At 61.6% G+C, this 20,122-nt stretch carries 17 protein-coding genes and 1 pseudogene; 11 read left to right on the top strand and 7 right to left on the bottom strand.

The genetic code is table 11. The features are described from left to right. The first annotated feature begins 30 nt into the window (after window positions 1-30). Window positions 31-627: an ATP-binding protein gene (locus BBIA_RS04090; protein WP_051923757.1), complete on the top strand. Its 597-nt coding sequence runs from the start codon at window positions 31-33 to the stop codon at window positions 625-627. An 89-nt stretch (window positions 628-716) separates the two neighbouring features. Then, complete coding sequence (locus BBIA_RS04085) at window positions 717-1,406, top strand: pyridoxamine 5'-phosphate oxidase family protein (protein WP_081891970.1); 690 nt, start codon at window positions 717-719, stop codon at window positions 1,404-1,406. Window positions 1,407-1,546: 140 nt separating this feature from the next. On the opposite strand, the gene BBIA_RS04080 is transcribed toward BBIA_RS04085, so the two are convergent. Together BBIA_RS04080 and BBIA_RS04075 are read right to left on the bottom strand one after the other, a co-directional pair. Beyond that, entirely contained in the window at window positions 1,547-2,971 is a 1,425-nt protein-coding gene (locus BBIA_RS04080; protein ID WP_033493623.1) for an amino acid permease, read from the bottom strand. A gap of 90 nt (window positions 2,972-3,061) precedes the next feature. Beyond that, window positions 3,062-4,021 (bottom strand): aldo/keto reductase, encoded by a 960-nt coding sequence (locus BBIA_RS04075; RefSeq protein ID WP_033493625.1) that lies wholly within the window; start codon window positions 4,019-4,021, stop codon window positions 3,062-3,064. Between the two features lie 266 nt (window positions 4,022-4,287). Between BBIA_RS04075 and BBIA_RS04070 the strand changes: the two genes are divergently transcribed. Then, window positions 4,288-4,587: a DUF2316 family protein gene (locus BBIA_RS04070; RefSeq protein ID WP_033493627.1), complete on the top strand. Its 300-nt coding sequence runs from the start codon at window positions 4,288-4,290 to the stop codon at window positions 4,585-4,587. Between the two features lie 104 nt (window positions 4,588-4,691). Next, entirely contained in the window at window positions 4,692-5,399 is a 708-nt protein-coding gene (locus BBIA_RS04065; RefSeq protein WP_033493629.1) for an SOS response-associated peptidase, read from the top strand. 28 nt (window positions 5,400-5,427) lie between these two features. Here the strand turns inward: BBIA_RS04065 and BBIA_RS04060 are convergent, their stop codons facing one another. From BBIA_RS04060 to BBIA_RS13230, 4 genes are all read right to left on the bottom strand, one after another. Continuing rightward, window positions 5,428-5,802, bottom strand: a complete 375-nt coding sequence (locus BBIA_RS04060; protein ID WP_033493631.1) for a hypothetical protein — start codon at window positions 5,800-5,802, stop codon at window positions 5,428-5,430. Between the two features lie 132 nt (window positions 5,803-5,934). Continuing rightward, entirely contained in the window at window positions 5,935-6,582 is a 648-nt protein-coding gene (locus BBIA_RS04055) for an ABC transporter ATP-binding protein (protein ID WP_033493633.1), read from the bottom strand. Window positions 6,583-6,601: 19 nt separating this feature from the next. Then, window positions 6,602-7,909 carry a hypothetical protein gene (locus tag BBIA_RS04050; protein ID WP_051923756.1) on the bottom strand — a complete coding sequence of 436 codons (1,308 nt, stop codon included), beginning with the start codon at window positions 7,907-7,909 and terminating at the stop codon, window positions 6,602-6,604. Then, entirely contained in the window at window positions 7,909-8,511 is a 603-nt protein-coding gene (locus BBIA_RS13230) for a hypothetical protein (protein ID WP_051923755.1), read from the bottom strand. The genes BBIA_RS04050 and BBIA_RS13230 overlap by 1 nt, the downstream gene beginning before the upstream one ends. A 165-nt stretch (window positions 8,512-8,676) precedes the next feature. Here BBIA_RS13230 and BBIA_RS04045 point away from each other — a divergent pair, with 165 nt between their 5' ends. Both BBIA_RS04045 and BBIA_RS13225 read left to right on the top strand, forming a co-directional pair. Then, a complete protein-coding gene (locus tag BBIA_RS04045; RefSeq protein WP_033493635.1) occupies window positions 8,677-9,408 on the top strand; it encodes a response regulator transcription factor in 732 nt (243 codons plus the stop codon). After that, window positions 9,405-10,544, top strand: a complete 1,140-nt coding sequence (locus tag BBIA_RS13225; RefSeq protein WP_051923754.1) for an MFS transporter — start codon at window positions 9,405-9,407, stop codon at window positions 10,542-10,544. Before BBIA_RS04045 ends, BBIA_RS13225 begins: the two co-directional genes overlap by 4 nt. A 224-nt stretch (window positions 10,545-10,768) precedes the next feature. On the opposite strand, the gene BBIA_RS04035 is transcribed toward BBIA_RS13225, so the two are convergent. Continuing rightward, entirely contained in the window at window positions 10,769-11,383 is a 615-nt protein-coding gene (locus BBIA_RS04035) for an isochorismatase family protein (RefSeq protein ID WP_033493639.1), read from the bottom strand. Between the two features lie 112 nt (window positions 11,384-11,495). Here BBIA_RS04035 and BBIA_RS14650 point away from each other — a divergent pair. From BBIA_RS14650 to uvrA, 5 genes and pseudogenes are all read left to right on the top strand, one after another. Further along, window positions 11,496-11,933: pseudogene (locus BBIA_RS14650) on the top strand (VOC family protein); the annotation flags it as partial. 156 nt (window positions 11,934-12,089) lie between these two features. Continuing rightward, window positions 12,090-15,101, top strand: a complete 3,012-nt coding sequence (locus BBIA_RS15090) for a TOTE conflict system archaeo-eukaryotic primase domain-containing protein (protein ID WP_081976724.1) — start codon at window positions 12,090-12,092, stop codon at window positions 15,099-15,101. Between the two features lie 56 nt (window positions 15,102-15,157). Beyond that, window positions 15,158-16,033 carry a deoxyribonuclease IV gene (locus tag BBIA_RS04025; protein ID WP_033493640.1) on the top strand — a complete coding sequence of 292 codons (876 nt, stop codon included), beginning with the start codon at window positions 15,158-15,160 and terminating at the stop codon, window positions 16,031-16,033. Between the two features lie 98 nt (window positions 16,034-16,131). Continuing rightward, window positions 16,132-16,896, top strand: coding sequence for an SDR family oxidoreductase (locus tag BBIA_RS04020; RefSeq protein WP_033493642.1), 765 nt, complete (start codon window positions 16,132-16,134; stop codon window positions 16,894-16,896). Window positions 16,897-17,022: 126 nt separating this feature from the next. After that, window positions 17,023-20,031, top strand: a complete 3,009-nt coding sequence (gene uvrA, locus BBIA_RS04015) for an excinuclease ABC subunit UvrA (protein ID WP_033493644.1) — start codon at window positions 17,023-17,025, stop codon at window positions 20,029-20,031. Window positions 20,032-20,122 lie beyond the last annotated feature (91 nt).

Raw genomic sequence — 20,122 nt, 5'->3', positions numbered from 1 at the left:
GATGCACTGGGGGTTCTTCTGTTCAAGGACGTGGTCCGCCATACCGGCATCCGTGACGCCGACGCACTGGAGCGGGTCATCCGATACGTGCTCGGCGAGGAGGGCCATCTGATCACGTTGTCGAACATCGCCGACTATATGAAAAGCGAACATCGCAAGATCTCGTCGGAAACGATCGCCGGCTACCTGAACGCTGCCGCCAAGGCTTTTCTTATCTATCGTGTCCCGCGCGAGGATGCCGTCGGCAAGCGCACGCTGAAGATCAATGAGAAATACTATGTCGTCGATCAGGGATTGCGGCAGGCGACCGGACTGAGCAACGCCAACGCCATCGACCAGGTGCTGGAGGGGATCGTCTGCATGGAGCTGAAACGGCGCGGCTATGATGTTCGGGTCGGCAAGGTCGGTAACAAGGAGATCGATTTCATCGCCCGAAAAGGCGGTGAGACCGAATACTATCAGGTCACCTATCTGATGGGTTCCCAACAGACCGTCAATCGTGAGTTCGGCGCGTTCTCCGGGCTTGCCGACAACTGGCCGAAGACCGTGTTGAGCATGGACGAGTTCCCCCGGACCAGGGACGGCATCCGTGGTAGGAACATCATCGACTGGCTGCTGGGACGGTGATATACAGCCTTGCTGTGGGGATTCGCGATGACTCGAATGCCGCTGATATGCTCCTGACATACATGAGGTGAAGTCAGGAAGGATTGACCATGAGTATGGAAAATGACGCCAACAGGCCGATCGGCGGCGTGCATCGGCCGAAGCGACGCGACGACGAGCGCACGATCGCCGGCGAACATCGCAAGATGCGGCGGGCGGACCGGGAAATCGTTGATCCTGCGCAGATAGCCGATATTATTGACCGTTGCGACATCGTCGACATGGCGTACGTCGACGCCGAGGGACTGACGATCGTGCCGTTGAATTTCGGATACGACTACGACTCCGCGACTGGCGACCTCACGCTGTGGATGCACTCGGCTCCGCACGGGCGCAAGCTCGACGCGATCCGCGCGGCCGGCAACCGTCTGCCGGTATCGTTCGCCATGCGAACCGACTGCGAGGTGATCGAGGGACGCACGGCCTGCAATTGGGGCGAGACGTTCACATCGATCGTCGGCAACGGCGTCGCCTCGATCGTGGACGATCTCGACGAACGCCGCCGCGGCCTGCAACTGCTCATGGCGCATCAGGCGCATATGCCGCACGTCGAATTCACCGACGCGCAGGTCAACAGCGTCACGGTCTGGAAAATCGCATCGACCTGGCTCACGGCGAAGGCGCACGCCAAGCCGAATCGTGCGCACGCTGGGATTGCGGCCAACGGCAACGATACGAGCGCGAAACATCGCACGAACGGATCGACCGCGGACGGAGGCACGGCATACTCCGTCAATTAGGGACGCGGATGTGCCAATATCTCGGCAATTCCGAATTCTCGCCGCCGGACAGAAGATATGCGGAGGATCCGCGTCTTCCGCGGTAGCGCTCATGGCCAAGCGTCAATGTGGTTGAAAGTTTGTAAGATGGCTAGCCCGTCTCAGTCGGCATCCCGTTCGTCCCGCGCTCGCCGCCGCTCCAACGCGTAATAGCCGGCATAGCAACAAATCACGAACGGAATCATGCAGTACAGCGTCGAACGCTGCGTCTCATCTAACACCACGAGCACCAGAGCGCCGACACACATCACGATGGCGAGCCAAGGAAGCAGCGGGTATCCGGGCGCGCGATAACCCAATTCGCCAACGGAATGTCCGCCCCGCGCCCATTCGCGGCGGAACCGGATATGGCACACGCACACCGAGAACCACACCACCAACGTGGCCAGTCCGGAAACGGCCACCAGCATCAAGTACACGGTGGACGCGGCGATCACGGAGGAGAGCAGCGCGAGCAGCGAACCGGCTATGCTGAACAGCACGGCCCACACGGGCACGCCATGAAAATTCGTCTTGGCGAAACGCGCCGGGATCAGCTTCTCCTTCGCCAACGACCAGACCATGCGCGAGCATACGTACAGGCCGGAATTAGCGGCCGAAAGCACGGCGGTCAACACCACGAAGTTCATCACGTCGCCGGCGAACGGCATGCCGATCGACTGGAACACCAACACGAACGGGCTGGTGTCCACGCCCGCTTTGTGCCAGGGGATCAGCGAGGCCATCACCGCGATCGAACCGATGAAGAAGATCGCCAAGCGAAGCACCGTGGTGTGCACAGCCTTCGGGATCGCGCTCGACGGATCCTTCGTCTCGCCCGCGGCCACGCCCACCACTTCGGTGCCGGAGAAGGCGAACACCACGGTGAGCAGCGTGGAGAACACCGGTGCGAAACCGTTCGGAAACCAGCCGTCCGCCGTGAAATTGCCGAACAGCGGCGCGTGATCATATCCGGCGATAGGAATCGCGCCGAAGACCGCCAGCAGTCCGATGACGATAAAGGCCAGAATCGCCAGCACCTTGATCGATGCGAACCAGAATTCCGCCTCGCCGTACAACCGCACCGACATGATGTTGAGCGCGAACACGACCGCGATGAACACGGCCGACCACACCCATGCCGGCGAATCCGGGAACCAGCGTTGCATAAGCAGACCGGCCGCGGTGAATTCGCTGGCGAGCGCCACCGCCCAGTTCAGCCAGTACAGGATGGCGATGGTGAACGCGGTGCCAGGACCGATGAACCGTTTGGCGTACAGGTGGAAGCTGCCGGCGTAGGGCATGGCCACGGACAGTTCGCCGAGCGAAACCATCACGCAGTAGACTAGCAGCGAGCCGACCGCGTATGCGAGGATCGCGCCGAGCGGGCCTGCCTGGTGAATGGTGTAGCCGGAGCTAACGAACAGACCGGTGCCGATCACGCCGCCGAGCGAGATCATCGTCAGGTGGCGTGATTCCATTTTTCGCTCGAGTCCGGTCTGTTCGTCGTTCGCTGTGCTGGGTTGTTCTGTGCCGGCATCCGCCATGTTCGGACTCCTTTGGTCGCGCGTGGCCACTGTTCGGATTGTGACGAACCAATGATACCGGCAGATGGGATGGACGGTGCGCCGTGTCCGCTACTTGGCGAACGGTTCGGATGCCTTGTCGAGCGCGGTGATCTCGTCGGCGGCCAGGTCGAGCGACACCGAGTCGAGCAGTGCGGGCAGCTGTTCGGGCGTGCGGGCGGAGGCGATCGGACCGGCGACCTGCGGACGATGACGCAGCCACGCCAGCGCGACCGTGGCGATCGCGGTGCCGTGCGCCTTGGCCACCGCATCGAGTGCGTCGATCAGCGCGAACCCGTCGGCGTTGAGGTAATCGGCCACCATGCCCTGACGCGCCTTGCCTTCCGCGTCGGCGGCGGAACGGTACTTACCAGTCAGGAATCCGGCTGCCAGTGAGAAGTACGGGAACACGGCGAGGTTCTCGCGTGCGGCGACGGGCGCGAGCGTGCGCTCGTAGTTGCCGCGGGTCACGAGATTGTAGTGCGGTTCCAGCGCGACCGGCAGCGCGTAGTCATGCTCGCGAGCGATGCGGAACCATTCTTCGATGCGGTCGGCCGTATAGTTCGACAGACCGATCGCGCGGATCTTGCCGGCCTTGACCAGCTCGTCGAACGCGGCGGCGGTCTCCTCGAGCGGCGTGCTCTTGTCGTCGAAGTGCGCGTAGTACAGGTCGATCGCGTCGACGCCGAGGCGCAGCAGCGACTCGTTCGCCGCGGCGATCACATTGTCGTGCGTGAGGCCCTTGTATTGCGGGTGCTCGCTCACCTTCGTGGCGACGACCACCTGGTCGCGGTTGCCGCGCACGGTCAGCCAACGGCCGAGGATGATTTCGGACTCGCCGCCCGCGTTGCCCGGAGCCCACGCCGAGTACACGTCGGCGGTGTCGATGAAGTTGCCGCCGGCTTCGACGTATTCGTCGAGCACCTTGCGGCTGGTCGCCTCGTCGCTCGTCCAGCCGAACGTGTTGCCGCCCAGAACCAGCGGGAACACCTCCAGATCGCTGTCGCCAACCTTCACACGCTGATCGGTCATGATGCCGTCCTTTCCTGCGTACCTGACATATCTGCACATATCCGTCGTACGGAATCATCGCGACGCGTCACGGTCCGGCGGCCCGGCTTGGAACGCAAACGGACCGTACATCCCGAGATCGCGTCTCCGTTATTTTCCCGCACTCCGGCGCCCGCGCGCGAGACCATTCCGCTGCCGGCTGAGCGCGCGGCGAATGTCGCGGGAGGCTATCGTTGACGCCGGAACATTCTGATTCCGATGGGTTTTCTTGACGAGAGGAGTGCGGCATGTCTCTAACGAGCGAACAGCGAGCGGCGACCATTCGCGAGTTCCGCGAGAACATGGCCTTGCTTGGGCTGACGGCGGAGCGGATCGGCGCCGATTTCGGCGTATCCGGTGCGACCATTGAGCGCATCGTCAATCTGCGGTCCGGCGTGCTCGAGTACCCATGGATCGTGCGACGCTACCTGCTCGACAAGGCCGCCGCCGAGGGCGTCGAACCGGTGCCGTTCAGCGCGTTGCGCGGCGACCCGCACGACTACTGGTTTCTAGACGATCGGGTCATCGACGCGAACCGGCTTGACTGAACCCGTGCCGGCCGATGCCCTGGTCGTTCCGGTCGACGGTTCCGGTCGGCGAAGGACGCCGGAACGAAACCGGCTTGCGGGTCGCCGGGTGATACGCTGACGTCATGTGCAGATGCTTTGCGGCCGACTTGGACTGGGATGCGATTGGGGAACGGTTCGACGTGGATGCCGACGACGCGGATCCCGCCGTGCTTCCGCAGCCGTCGTACAATCTTCGTCCCAAGCAGACCATCGGCATCGTGGCGCAGGGGAGGGACGGTCGGCGTCATCTGACGGGCGCGTACTGGTCGCTGATCCCGGCATGGAGCACCGACAGGGAGCTGGCGTATCCCACGTATAACGCGCGCGTCGAATCAGCGTGCGTCAAGTCCACGTTCGCCGAATCGGCCAAATCTATGCGCGCGATCATCCCCGCCACCGGCTACTACGAGTACCGCGGCCGCCGACCGTACTATTTCTACGCGTCGAACGACGCCCCGCTGTTGTTGGCCGGCCTGTTCTCGTGGTGGCGCGCCCCGCAGCCGCAAGGTCCGGTATCGTGGCTGCTGACCGCGACGATCCTCACCTGTCAGGCGGTGGACGGCCCAGCCACGGTGCATGACCGGATGCCGCTGCTCGTGTCGCACGACATGACTGACGCATGGCTTGACCGTTCAGTCGACGGCGTGTCTCTGGTCGCCGGCATGCAGAGGAGCGGCACCGAACTGTCCCGTGGCCTTTCTTTCCACGAGGTCGCCGCATTCGGTCCGGCCGATGACGGGCGCACGTTGATCCGTCCGTTGCCGCAAGTCCAAATGTCCAGCCTGTTCTGACGCAGGGTGTCAGGAGGAATCGTCGTGATTACCGTTTGCCGAGGGTGACGTATACGCCGAGGCTGTCGCTGCTGAGGATGCTTTGAATGGTGTCGCGTTCGTCGTCGGTGGCGTAAGTGACGCGCAGGTAGCCGAGTCGTTCGGCCGAATCCGGACAGTCGGCGGCGACGGGGGTGACGCTCACGTCGGCGCCGACGTGCCTGATACGTGCGATGATGCCGGCTTTACGGTGGACTGTGGCTTGCGCCTGCTCATAGGAGGTGAGATTGTTGCAGGGGACGCTGTCGGTGCGACGGAACGTGACCGTGCCGGTAACGGCCAGTGCCGCGGCGATGAGTGCTCCTGTGAGGAACGCGGCCGCCACGGCGATGACGATGGTGCGGGGACGGGATGCGATGGTCATGATGGATGCTCCTGTGTGTGACGAATGGTGGGTGATGGGGGAGAGACTGTCGGGGATGTTGCTCGGTTCGGGTTTGCTCAGCCAGCTGCGCTGACGGCTCCCCGCGGAGAGGAGGCTTGAGACGAGATACGGTTATGAAGACGGGGCGACTTGGTAGACGTGATCGCAGGCGTCGACGAGCACGGGGTCGTGGGTGGCGAGGATGACGGCCGCGCCTTGCGCGGCGCGTTCGCGCAGGAGGCGGATGATGTTGGCGCGGTTGCCGGCGTCGAGCGAGGCGGTGGGTTCGTCGGCGAGGATCACGGATGCGTTCTTGTAGATGGCGCGTGCGATGCCGAGCCGTTGTTTTTCGCCGCCGCTTAAGTGTGATGCGGTTTCGTCGGCGCGGGAAGCGAGTCCGGTCAGGCGTAGGGCGTTGCGGATGCGCCGCCGGTCGCCGCCGACCGCCAGTCCGAGAGCGTTGAGTCTCATGCTGACGTTGAAACCGACGGTTTCCTCGTCCATGATGCCGTAGTCTTGCAGGATGAACGCGGCTTTGTCCCGCCAGAACCGTCGGCGCTGGCGCTGGTTCCAGCCGGTCGCGTCGATGCCGTCGATGGTCAGCGTGCCGGCCGCCGGGGTCTGCAAGAGGCCGATGGCGTGCAGGAGCGTGGTTTTGCCGCAGCCGCTCGGTCCGGTCAGTGCGGTCATCGTGCCGGGTGTGACGTCGAGGTTGATGTCGCTGGTGATGGTATGCCCGTTGATGCCGGTTGCGAGATTCCGGCAGATGATGGTGGTCATAATTGTGCTCCTTAGGGATTTACAGTGTGCGGTCGTTGATCGCGCGGAACCGGCTGGCTGTGGCCGTGCGATGGCAGACGGCGGAAAACGGTGCGGCGACGGTTGCGACGATCAGGGTGATGGGGGTGCCGCCTGACTGCTGTGCGACGAGGATGATGCAGACGATGCCGGCTGCGGCCAGTGCGAACAGGGTTTCCGTGAGGATTATCGGCGCGGCTAACCGGCCGGGCGCGTATCCGTCCAACAGCAGGGGATAGTCGTGTCCGGCGCGCAGCGTGGCGCGCACGTCGGCGCCGACGAGGGCGACCATCGTGAACGCGGCCAGCAACAGGACGATCGCGGCGGCCTGTATCCACGCGAAGTACGCGGAGAACTGTGCTCGCAGGATCTGCGCCTCGGCGATGTACCGCACCGATATCGCCGCGCCCAGTCCGGCTTGCGTTGCTTGCCGTCGAGCGTCGTCGAGTCCGGTCAGAACGATGTTGCGCGAGGAGAGCGCAGGCGTGAGAAATCCGGAATCGGAGAATCCGTTCAGGTCCGGTACGACGATGATCGTCGCACGCCGGGAGAACAGCATCTCGTCGGAGCCGCCCTTGAGTAGCGGCACGGTCACACCGTCCACCACGTAATACTTCGACTCGTTGCGCAATCGTCTGGCCTGAGCGTCGTCCGTGGCCCATGTTGTGAACTGGTCAACGATCTGCCGTGCCTGCTCGTTCAGCCGGCTGGCATCCACCGGCGTGATGCCGGCCGTGGTATCGGGGTTGATGCCGACCAGATCGAGCCAGGAGTGGGTCACGATGCCGGTCACCGGTGTGTCCGCCGTAATCCGGTTCTTTTGCTCGTCTGTTTCGTCCGTGAACGTGTACGACAACGCGGCCTTGCCCTGCCGTTCCATCGCATGAACCAATTCGGCCGCTCTCGCATCCATGTCGGTGTGGTCGGGGCCGAACGTGACCGATACGGACACCTGATCGCGCAACCGTTGCCATACGGACTGTTCGCGCGCCGCGTCGGACGCCTCACGAAACGAAAGCATCGACGGGGCGATCACGGCCAGTACGGCGATGAACACCACGGCCTTGACCAGTATGCTCACCCGCAGCAATCCCCGCGGCATGGGCTGCCGGTCGGCGATCATGCGCACGGACGGCCAGCAGACGGCCGACAATACCAGCGTGAACGTCAGCAGACAGGCGAATACCGTCGTCTCCAACAGCAGTATCACACGCAGTAGATACGGTATGAACGCCCCTCCACGCGACATGAACACACCCAGTGCAACCGCCGCATCCACGATCACGGCGACCGTCAGCATCGGCAGCATCAGTCCGACCGCGTCTTGAACGACAACCAGAACAACACCAGCACGGCCATCAGCGCAACCGCAGCCCCCACAGCGACACGGAAACTCGACTGGCCCAGCAGCATGCGCAGATCACCCATCAAATCATCATTGCCGTAGTCCAGTCGCATGCCGGCATCGGTCGCCCACGTATCCAAGCCTCTGTGGGCGGAGCCGTTCCACCGTCCGCATATCAGATACTGGCCGCCGGCCGACGCGCTCGCCAGACGACTGGCGTCGGCGATCCTGCCGTCGGGAATCCGTCCAAATCTGCGGATCGCCGCCCCGGCGTCCAAACCCTGCAGCGTCGTACCGGAGAGCGGTACGAACACCTGCGCGTCGGTATTGCGCTCCATATCCGGCACGATCTTCACCAATCCCAAACCGAGTTTCCTGTTCAGCTCGGTCAACTGGCGTAACGTGTCAGCATCGTCCATGCCATCGGGCAACGTCACCGTGACCACGACGGACGGATGCAACTCCTGCGGCAGGGAACGGTCATGCAGGTCACACAGCACCCACGCCACGAACACGACCAACGCGCACATCAACGCGGCCGACACCACCAACAGTCTGCGATGCATGGCATTCTCCTTTCGCATGAGACGATCGTTGTTGCGATTCCCCGGTGATCGCGCTGCCGGTCGGGAACTGGCTTCACCGTACGCGCGACGAACATCAGGTTCCAGCAATGTCCCCCGGTGAGGGACACCACGTGCGTACGTAATACGACGGTCGATAATGGAGGCATGCAGACGAATGGAATCAAGGCGCCGATCGCGGTGGGCGTGGTCGACAACGACGCGCTCACCCTCGGCGCACTGCGCTCGCTGCTGGCCCGCATGGACGGCATCGACGTGACATGGACGAGCACCGACGGGGCTCACGCCATCGACCTATGCCGAAACCCGCACACCCGGCCGGATGTCTTGCTGGTCGACATGTCCATGGAACCCCTGCCCGGCACCGAAGTCTGCCAGCGCATCCATACTGCCGGACTGAATGTGGGACTGGTGTGCATCACGTCATTCACGCTGCGGACCTATGCGGCGCAAGCCGCACGCGCCGGCGCACAGGCCATCGTGTCGAAAACCGACCTGCCGGGCATACGCAACGCCATCCTGCACGCCGCGCACGGCAAATCCAACCTTTCGCCAGTCGCCGGCGTTGTCTTTCATGACGTCGATACGACCGACAGTAAATCGGTCTCTGACGAGACGAACAACGGTGCGGTGACAGGTCAGGCCGGCGCGCCGTCACCGGTCGTTACCGTTGCCGATCCTGCGACGGCCATGCCATCGGCTCGCGAACTGCAGATTAGCCGCATGCTCGCCGACGGCATGGAAACCGACGCCATCTCGCAAGCGCTGTCGCTCAGCCGCTACACCATCGCCACGTATCTCAAACGTGCATGCAGTAAACTCGGCGCACGCAACCGCGCCAACCTCATCGCCATCTGCGAGCGCCGAGGACTGCTATGAGCGACCGCATCACGAAGCACCACGTCGTCGTCATCGATGCTGATGATCCGCGTGACGACCGCACCACGCATCCGCACTCCGCCGCCGACCATAACGATTTGCGATATGCTCGCACGGTAGGCGGGACGGACGACAGTATGCGCAGTGCGGTCACGGATCATCTCGCGGCGCTGATCGTTGCAACCAGCATCGGCCTGACGCTGACGTTCGCCTTCATGGCGCTCGCGGCCGGGGCTGTCGCGATACCGGCCGCGCTGTCGATCGTTATTGCCTGTGCGCTGACCATCGTCGCGTATTGGCATCCGTTGTTCGCTGGCTATACCGTCACATCGGCGTGGGCGTGGGCGTGCCTAGTGCCGCCGTTGGCTGGGGGAGTGACGCTGATGTCGCTGCCGGTCGCATGCTGCGTCATGCTGGCCACTCGGCGCAACGCGCGGCATGGCTTTATGATGGCCGGCGCGCAACTGCTGATGCTTGTGGCGGGAACGGTGCTGGGCGTTGTGCGGCCGGCCGAAGATTTCGCTACGATGGCCGTGCTCGTGGCGATTCCCGCCGCGCCGGTCGTGGGACTGCTCATGGCTTGGAAGCAGCGGCTTGATCATGCCCGGGAGGCCGAACGGGAACTGGAGCAACGTCGTCGTGCCCTCCTTGAACAGGAGCGTCGTGCGGCGGCGGCCACGCGCATCCACGATCGGGTCACCAACCGGCTCGCCTATCTCATCCTGCGTCTTGACAACGATCAGGCCGAGTGGACCGCCGATACGCCGGACGCGGCGCGATTGCGTGCGGAACTGGCCGACCTGTCCGGCATCGCGCAAGGTGTGCTTGACGAAACCCGCAACGTCATCGGCATCCTTGACGGCAGTCGGTCGCCGGTCACCGAGCTGACGCCGATCCGGCCGGGGAAACCGTCATGTTGTGCGATCATCTTCGCGAGACCGCTGACCGTCTCGAAGCGCTCGGATTCGTCGTGGACGCCGATTGTTCCGGTTCGCTGCCGCAACGCTACGACGTGGATGCGGTCAACGTACTGCACGATCTCATCGACGAAACCGGCAACAACATCGTCAAACACGCGCAGCCGCACACCGACTGCAGCATCCACGTCATGCTCGACGGCCGGCAGGCGACACTAGTCTCCAGCAACCGTATCCGCACCGACGGCGCTGGCTCCGGCAACTCCGGCACTGTCATACGTCCTGGAACCGGTCTACGCACCAAAGCCGAACAGCTTCACCGTCTCGGAGGCACGCTCGACCACACCGCACGCGGCACCACATGGACGCTGTCCGCATGTCTGCCGTTACGTTCGACAAGCCATACGAGTTCAACAACGCAATAGAACAGACATAACCGTCGATCAGGAGTGGCGGAGGGTGATGCCGGCGGCGGTCATGTCTTTGCGGGCGGTGACGCCGAGCTCCTCGCTGACAGGCACGGTGAGATCCTCGAACACGGCGACCTGATAGCCGAGCTTGCGCGCGTCGAGCGCGGTCTCCTTGACGCAATGCGATTCGGCGATGCCGACCACGTCCACCTGCGTGATATCGGCTGCCTGCAACATGTTGGCCAGCGTATGTCCGGCCTGTTGCGCGGCCACCACTTCCTCTCGTGACTGGATGAGGTTCGTGTTGTCCTCGATGCCCTCGAATCCGGAATACGCAGCCGAATACTGACCCTTCTTGAAATGATGCGCGATATTCAGCGCGCGGATCGCCGGATGCAATTCGGCGTTCGGCGTGCCGGCCTTGCCGTGCACAGGCCATGTGTCCACAAAATCGGGATGCTCCGACCAGTGCGCGCCCGGTTCGATATGCCAATCCTGCGTCGTCGTAATAACCGCGTATGCGCCGCGATGCGCGGTCACGTACGCGGCGATCCGTTCGGCGACCGCATTGCCGCCGTCCACGCCAAGCTCCCCACCCTCGCAGAACGTCGGCTGCACGTCCACGATGATCAACGCCTTCCCAGCCATGATTGCCTCCTATTGCACCGGATGCCGATATGCCAGTATCCACTCTAAATGCTCGAAACCGGAACCGCATCCTTTCGAAACTCAATCGGGACATACGCGCTACAGTGACAGTATGCTCGATCATCTAACGCTCAAAGTACGCGACATCGACCGCAGCATCGCGTTCTACACAAAAGCGCTCGCACCACTCGGCTACATCGCCAAAGCCCACCACGAACCCACGATCGGGTTCGGAGTCAACGACGGCACGCCACACTCCGACTTCTACGTGTCCCCAATGGACGCACCGGCGGGGACGTCCCAATCCGACGGCACCTCGACCACCAGTCAAGGGCGGGACGCAACGACCGCACCGTCAGCCTGCCTGGTCACCCACATCGCATTCCTCGCCGACAGTCCAGCCGCCGTCTGCGCCTTCTACACGGCCGCACTCGCCGCCGGCGGACGCGACAACGGCGCCCCCGGACCACGCGCCTACCATCCCGGATACTACGCAGCATTCGTCCTCGACCCGGACGGCAACAACATCGAAGCCGTCACCGACTGGAGCGGATGGCCCGACGCGTTGCGACAAAAACAATCGCATGAATCCGTTCCGGATGAAACGTCTCCAACCAGAAGCACGGCATCAGACGATAAGACGAATGGTCCAAAGCAACATGTCTCCGACGTGCAAGGCGAGTCGGAGCTTCAAACACTTGCGACGATGCAAGATCCATTGCCGAATCGTTCCGCACAGGACGTTCAGGAAACGATTCCTGATCCTTCGCAACAAGGCGATATCGGGAATGAACATATCACCGCGCATAGTTCGCCCACGTGCAAAGTGCGATTGTTTCGATCATTGTTCCGTGGCCGTGATGATGTGTATGCGCATGGGTTTGTCTCCAAGAAGACAGGCAAGATCGGATATGCTCCGGCCGCATGGAATGAGTGGACGCAACTGGCGGATGGCAGGCGCATCCCCACTCCACCGGAACGGCGACGATGCAAACCATTGACCGATCAGGCTCTCTTGGACCATTTCACCAAACGCGACGACAGATTCACCAACGTCGTCGGATTGTATCCGATGTCCAAGGATTCGAAGGTCTGGTTTCTGGCCATTGATTTCGATGATGACGGTTGGATGCGTGAGATCTCGGCGGTCAGACGAGTTTGCGAACAACATGGTCTGCGACCGGCCGTGGAGCGTTCCCGATCCGGCGATGGAGGACACCTGTGGCTGTTCTTTGCCGAACAAGTCGACGCGGCGCAGGCGAGACGCATGGGCTCACTCCTGTTGACGCAAGCGTCGGATCTCACGCATATTGCGTTCCGATCGTATGACCGCATGTTCCCCAATCAGGACACGATGCCTGCCGGAGGCTTCGGCAACCTGATCGCATTGCCCTTGCAGCGCAAAGCGCGTGACAACGGCAACAGCGTTTTCGTGGACGACCAATTCAAACCGTATAAGGACCAATGGTCGTTTCTCTCCTCGGCCCAACGGGTCACTTTGGAGCAAGTCAATGCAATCACGGCACTGGCATCGCGGTACAACGGTCCGTTGGGCAAGCTCATCAATCCAATTACTGAAACAGCCGACACCTCCAACATCACTTCGGCCATTAACACGACGACTGCGCAAACAGACAAGCATGAAGCCCGTAGCAAGTCGAATAGTCCCCGAACAGGGCACTTCCGGTCCGGGAACACGATAACGTCATTCGACGTGCCGGAAACCATCGACATCATTGAACGCAACATGCTCGTTATCCCCAAAACCGGCATGACGGCAGTGGCACTCAACGCGATACGTCGTCTCGCCGCGTTCGCCAACCCTGACTTCTATCGGGCGCAAGCCATGCGTCAGCCCGTATACAACAAGCCGCGCATCATCTACCGCGGGGAAGAAACCGAAGACACGATACTACTGCCACGAGGATGCAAGGAGCCATTAACATCCCTGCTTTCCTCCGCAGGAGCATCCGTTGCCTATTTGGACAAACGCAGCGTCGGAACCCCCATCCGCGTGAAGTTCACCGGAGCACTCCGGCCGCAGCAGTCCACTGCAGCCCGATCCTTACTCGCGTGCGACAACGGCATACTCGTAGCACCAACCGGCTTCGGCAAAACCGTCATCGCAGCCAACCTCATCGCCGAACGAAAAACCAGCACGCTGATCGTGCTGCGCTCATCCGCTCTGCTGGACCAATGGAAAGAACAACTCGGCCAATTCCTCAGCATCGACATGTCATTACCGCCAAAACTCACCAAAACCGGTCGCATCAGCCGCAAACAACCCAGCATCATCGGTCAAATCGGAGCAGGACGAAACGAAGCAAACGGCATCATCGACATCGCGCTCGCGCAATCCCTGTTCGAACGCAGCGACATACCGGGCGAGAAGCACGTCAAGGAGCTCGTCAACCACTACGGTATGGTGATCTTCGACGAATGCCACCACGTCGCCTCCGTGGATACAGAAACCATTGCACGCGCAACCACCGCACAATACGTATACGGACTAACCGGCACATTCAAACGAGACGACGGCATGCAACCCATCACCATCATGCAATGCGGGCCGATTCGATACACCGTCGATGTCAAAGATCAAATGGCCTCGCAACGGTTTGTCCGACGATTCATCCCCCGCTTTACGGCAGTCAACCTCGACCTCATCGAACCATTCACCTATCACGACTATCTGCAAGTCGCATGCGACAGCAAACCACGCAACGACATGATCCTTGACGACACCATGACCGTTATCCAGGCAGGAAGAACCCCGCTCATACTCACCAAACGCATCGAACACGCGCGAGCGCTCGCCGACGACCTTCGACATCGAGGCTGCCAGCACGTGATTCTTCTCTACGGCGCAGATCCAAAGAGCATACGACAAGAAAAACTCCAACAAGTCACCCACATTCCCCCGGATGAAAGCCTTGCCGTTGTAGCGACAGGCAGCTACATCGGCGAAGGATTCGACCAAAAACGATTGGACACGCTCATGCTCGCCGCACCGGTCTCCGTGGAAACCGCTGTTACCCAATACATCGGTAGACTCCACCGAGACAACAACGGCAAACAAGAGGTGCGCATCTATGACTACATCGACGTAACTGTACCCATGTCCTCAACCATGTACCGCAAACGATTGAAAACCTATCTCAGCCAAGGATACGAACCGTTACTGGCAGACGAACTATCCAACAGCATGCTGCGCCAAGCCAAAACCGACGCCCTGCTGTACCGCACAAAAACGCTCATCTCCGACGACAATACACGACCCGATGCGCAAAACGACATCGTTACCGCAAACGATTTCCTCAGCACATTCAGCAACGACATCATGCATTGCAGTCAGTCGATAACCATCAACGCAAGCTACCTCTCTCAACGAGGCATTACCCAGTTCGACAACGCAATCATGCAAGCAATCAATCGGGGAGTGGTCGTAACCATCACCGTACGTCAACCTGATACAGCAACCGAAACGTCACGAGCAAGAACACAACGAAACATCACACGCCTACGGGCATTAGGTTGCCAGGTACATACGGTCGAATCATGCAACGAATTCACCATATTCGACGATACACTCATCTGGTTCGGAACTATCGAACCACTCGGCAACGCAAAACCCGACGACTGCTCACTGCGCTTCCACGACCCAGCATTAGCACGACGCTTCAAAGAAGCGCAAGACAATCAAGACAATGATAAATAGACACGTACACCGTTAAGACAGGCAATCAACACATGCAAGCACAGAAAGGCCCAAATATGATAACACTCCTCATCGGATCACACCTATCCACGGCAGGCGGATGGAACAAACTCATCGAACGCTCGCACAGCGAAAGCGGCACCACGTTCGCATTCTTCCCGCGCTCGCCATACGGCAAGAAATCCACATCACTCAACCCCGACGGTGCAACCGACTTCGCACGCCAACTCACAGCCGAACACTACGGACCGCTCGTCGCACATGCGCCATACGTGTACAACCTCGCCGCCAAAGACGACGCCAAACGCGAATTCGCCATCCACGCGCTCGCCGAAGACCTGCAACTGCTCGCACCCATCCGACAAGCCGGACAAGAGATCTACCTCAACATCCACCCCGGATCCCACGTCGGACAAGGAGCCGCGGAAGGATGCCGACTCATCGCCGACGGGCTGAACCAAGTATTCGACCTGCTCGCCGACACGGGCAATGCGAGCAACACCGTGCCCATCCTGCTCGAAACCATGGCCGGCAAAGGCACCGAATGCGGACGCAACTTCACAGAACTCGCCGACATCATCAACCACGTCGACCACACGACCAACCTCGGCATCACCCTCGACACCTGCCACGTCTACGACGCCGGATACGACCTCCTCAACAACTTCGACAACGTCCTACGCGAACTCGACGACACCATCGGACTTGAGCGCGTCAAAGCCATCCACGCCAACGACTCACAATACGGCCTCAACTCACACAAAGACCGCCACGCCAACATCGGCCAAGGACAACTCGGCACCACATTCTTCACTCAACTCGTCAACGACCCACGCACCAACACATTGCCCATGATCCTCGAAACCAAAGAACAAACCCCAACCACGCACCGCGACGAAATCACACTGCTACGCGGACTATGCCACGCCTGACCGCCAACCCGACCGAACAAGTTACACGCGACTATCATAAACAACAGACCGTGAGCGATAACACCCGCGGCAAAACCCGCAAACCAAGGAGATCGGCAATGGAAACCACCACCAAACGCGCCGTCGTCACCGGCGCATCAAGCGGCATCGGCGCCGCAAGCGTCCGCGCACTCGTCAACGACGGCTGGACCGTCGTCGCACTCGCACGACGCGAGAACAAGCTCAAGGCGCTCGCCGACGAACTCGGCGACGCGGTCAGCTACGTGGTGTGCGACATCACCGACGAGGCAAGCACCCGGGCCGCCGTGGACAAGGTACTGGCCGGAGGTTCGGTCAAGGCGCTCGTCAACTGCGCGGGCGCGGCATTTGGCAAGGACCCGGTCGCCACTGCGAACCTTGACGACTGGCGCAACATGTACGAGCTGAACGTGATCGGCACGCTGCGCATCACGCAGAAGCTTCTGCCTGCGCTCAAGCAGGCGCCCGGCGGTGGTACCGTGCTCGTCATCTCCTCAACGGCCGGCATCGAACCGTACGAAGGCGGCGCTGGATACTGTGCGTCGAAGTTCGCAGAGAAGGTGATGGCGCGCGTGCTGCGGCTCGAGCAGATCGGAGAGCCGGTGCGCGTGATTGACATCGCTCCGGGCATGGTGCATACCGACGAGTTTTCACTCAAGCGCTTCGGCGGTGACGAGGCGAAGGCCGCGGCTGTGTATGCCGGCGTGCCCGATCCGCTGACTGCCGAGGATATTGCCGAATGCGTGCGTTGGGCGCTGGGTCAACCCGACACGGTGGACATTGATTCGATCGTCGTGCGACCGCGTGCGGAGGGCTCCTACACCAAGGTGTACCGCGAGCACTGAGCTGGCAGACCGTTGCGTTGCCGCCGAAACACGCCGATCGAACATGCGTTCGAAATCTGTCTGGAATTCAGGTATCCTAGGGCACAGTATTAAGCACACACAGCGAACGAGCAGAAGGCGGCGGCGATGGCAGTGAACCGGAAAGACCCGAATACCGGGAAAAACGGCGACGTGGTGGTCGAACGCGTCATGACCAGCGACACATTCCTGTCGAGGGAGATCAAGAAGGCACCGATGCGCCGCACCGACACGTCATTGGTGGCGGACATCTCGCGCATCCCCAACGACCTGAAAATCACCATTCAGGGTGCCCGCGAACACAACCTCAAGAACGTAGACCTGTCGATCCCGCGCAACCGCATGGTCGTGTTTACGGGCCTGTCCGGCTCTGGCAAGTCGTCGCTCGCGTTCGACACGCTGTTCGCCGAGGGACAGCGGCGGTATGTGGAGTCGCTTTCCGCGTACGCCCGCCAGTTCCTCGGCCAGATGGACAAGCCGGACGTTGACTTCATCGAAGGACTGAGCCCGGCCGTGTCGATCGACCAGAAGACCACGAACCGCAACCCGCGTTCGACGGTCGGCACGATCACCGAGATCTACGATTACCTGCGACTGCTGTTCGCACGCACTGGCATCCCGCACTGCCCGGTGTGCGGAGAGCCGGTTAGTGCCCAGACGCCGCAGCAGATGGTCGACACGCTGCTCGCCAATCCGGAACGCACGCGTTTCCAGATTCTCGCGCCCGTGGTGCGGGGCCGTAAGGGTGAGTTCGCCGATCTGTTGGAACTGCTGCGAGGCGACGGCTACGCCCGTGCGCTCGTGGACGGCGAGATGGTGCAGCTGAGCGACGACATCAAGCTCGCCAAGCAGAAGAAGCACACGATCGAAGTGGTCGTCGACCGTCTTGTCGTCAAGGACGGCATTCGCCAGCGGCTCACTGATTCGGTCGAAACCGCGTTGAAGCTCGCCAAGGGCGTCATCGTGGCGGATTATGTGGACCGTGATGAGAACGATCCGGCGCGTCGCCAGCCGTTCTCCGAAAAACGCGCCTGTCCGAACGGGCACCAGCTCGAGCTCGACGAGATCGAACCGCGCACGTTCTCGTTCAATGCCCCGTACGGTGCCTGCCCTGACTGCACGGGCATCGGATACTCGCTGGAAATCGACCCGGAACTCGTCATCCCCGATCCGAGCAAGACACTCAATGAAGGAGCGATCGAACCGTGGGGACTGACCAAGGGCACGGGGGAGTACTACCGCCACGTGCTTGAAGGCCTCGGCGAGGAAATGGGCTTCGATCTGGACACCCCGTGGCAGGATCTGCCGTACGAGGTACGCCACGCGATCATGTACGGCCGGAACTTCAAGGTGAAGGTCTCCTACCGCAACCGGTGGGGGCGCATGCGCGAGTATTCGACCGGATTCGAAGGCGTGGTGCGCACGCTCATGCGCCGGCACGACGAGACCGATTCCGACCAGATGAAGCAGTATTACGAGTCGTACATGCGCGAAGTGCCGTGCCAGACCTGCAAGGGACGGCGCCTGCGCCCCGAAGTGTTGGCCGTCACCGTCAACGGCAAGTCGATCGCCGACGTGTGCGATATGTCCGCCGAGGCAAGCCTCGCATGGGTGAACGGTCTCGAGCTTACCGGATCCGCCGCGCAGATCGCTGGCGAAGTGCTCAAGGAGATCCGCGCGCGGCTCGGCTTCCTCAACGACGTCGGCCTGAACTACCTGACCTTGTCCCGAGCCGCGAAAACCCTGTCCGGCGGAGAGGCTCAGCGCATTCGACTTGCCACGCAGATCGGCTCCGGGCTTGTCGGCGTCATGTACGTGCTCGACGAGCCGTCCATCGGCCTGCACCAGCGTGACAACGAGCGGCTCATTGAAACGCTGCACCATCTGCGTGATCTCGGCAACACGCTGATCGTCGTCGAACACGACCAGGAAACCATCGAAAAAGCCGACTGGCTCGTCGACATCGGACCGGGCGCCGGCGAACACGGCGGCGAAGTCGTTTATTCCGGTCCGGCGTCGAAGCTCGTCGATGCGCCGCGGTCAATCACCGGCGACTACATCGCCGGCCGACGCGCAATCACCGTGCCCGACCACCGCCGCAAAACCGACAAAACCCGGCAGCTGCGCGTCGTCGGCGCACGCGAGAACAACCTCAAGAACCTCACCGTCGACTTTCCGCTCGGCGTGATGACCGTGGTCACCGGCGTCTCCGGTTCGGGCAAATCCACCCTCGTCAACCAGATCCTCTATCCGGTCCTCGCTGACAAGCTCAACGGCGCGCGCATCGTACCCGGCAAGCACACGCGCGTCGAAGGCGTCGACCAGTGCGACAAGGTCATCCACGTCGACCAGAACCCGATCGGACGTACGCCGCGATCCAATCCCGCCACCTACACCGGCGTGTGGGATAAGATCCGCACCCTGTTCGCTAAAACCCCTGAAGCTCAGGTGCGCGGCTACGGTCCGGGCCGCTTCTCGTTCAACGTCAAGGGCGGTCGGTGCGAGGCCTGCCACGGAGACGGCACGCTCAAGATCGAAATGAACTTCTTGCCCGACGTGTACGTCGAATGCGAGGAATGCCACGGCAAGCGGTACAACCGCGAGACGCTCGAAGTCAAATACAACGGCAAGACCGTCTCCGACGTACTCGACATGCCCATCGAGGAGGCTGCGAAGTTCTTCAAGGCGTATCCGTCGATCTCCCGCTACCTCGACACGCTCGTCGAAGTTGGTCTCGGCTACATCCGCCTCGGCCAACCCGCTCCCACCCTGTCTGGCGGCGAATCGCAGCGCGTCAAGCTCGCCACCGAACTGCAGCGGCGTTCCACCGGCAAAACCGTGTACATTCTCGATGAACCGACCACCGGTCTGCACTTCGAGGACGTGCGCAAGCTCCTGCTTGTGCTGCAGGGATTGGTCGATAAGGGTAATACCGTGATCGTCATAGAGCACAACCTCGACGTGGTCAAGTCGGCCGACTGGATCATCGATCTCGGGCCGGAAGGCGGCGACGGTGGCGGCACCGTCGTCACGCAGGGAACGCCCGAGCAGGTCGCCGAATGCGCGGAATCGTGGACCGGCAGGTTCCTCAAACCGATGCTGGAGCATGTCCGTTAGGCACGGTGTCCGCGTGGGGTCGGGATATGCGATATCCGACACGCTCCGGGCTGCTCTGGCCGAGTCTTTACGGTCTGACATCGCATATCCC

It is taken from the genome of Bifidobacterium biavatii DSM 23969 (assembly GCF_000741165.1).
GTDB lineage: Bacteria > Actinomycetota > Actinomycetes > Actinomycetales > Bifidobacteriaceae > Bifidobacterium > Bifidobacterium biavatii.
The sequence above is the reverse complement of the archived record's forward strand: the minus strand, read 5'-3'. Positions and strand labels throughout refer to the sequence as shown.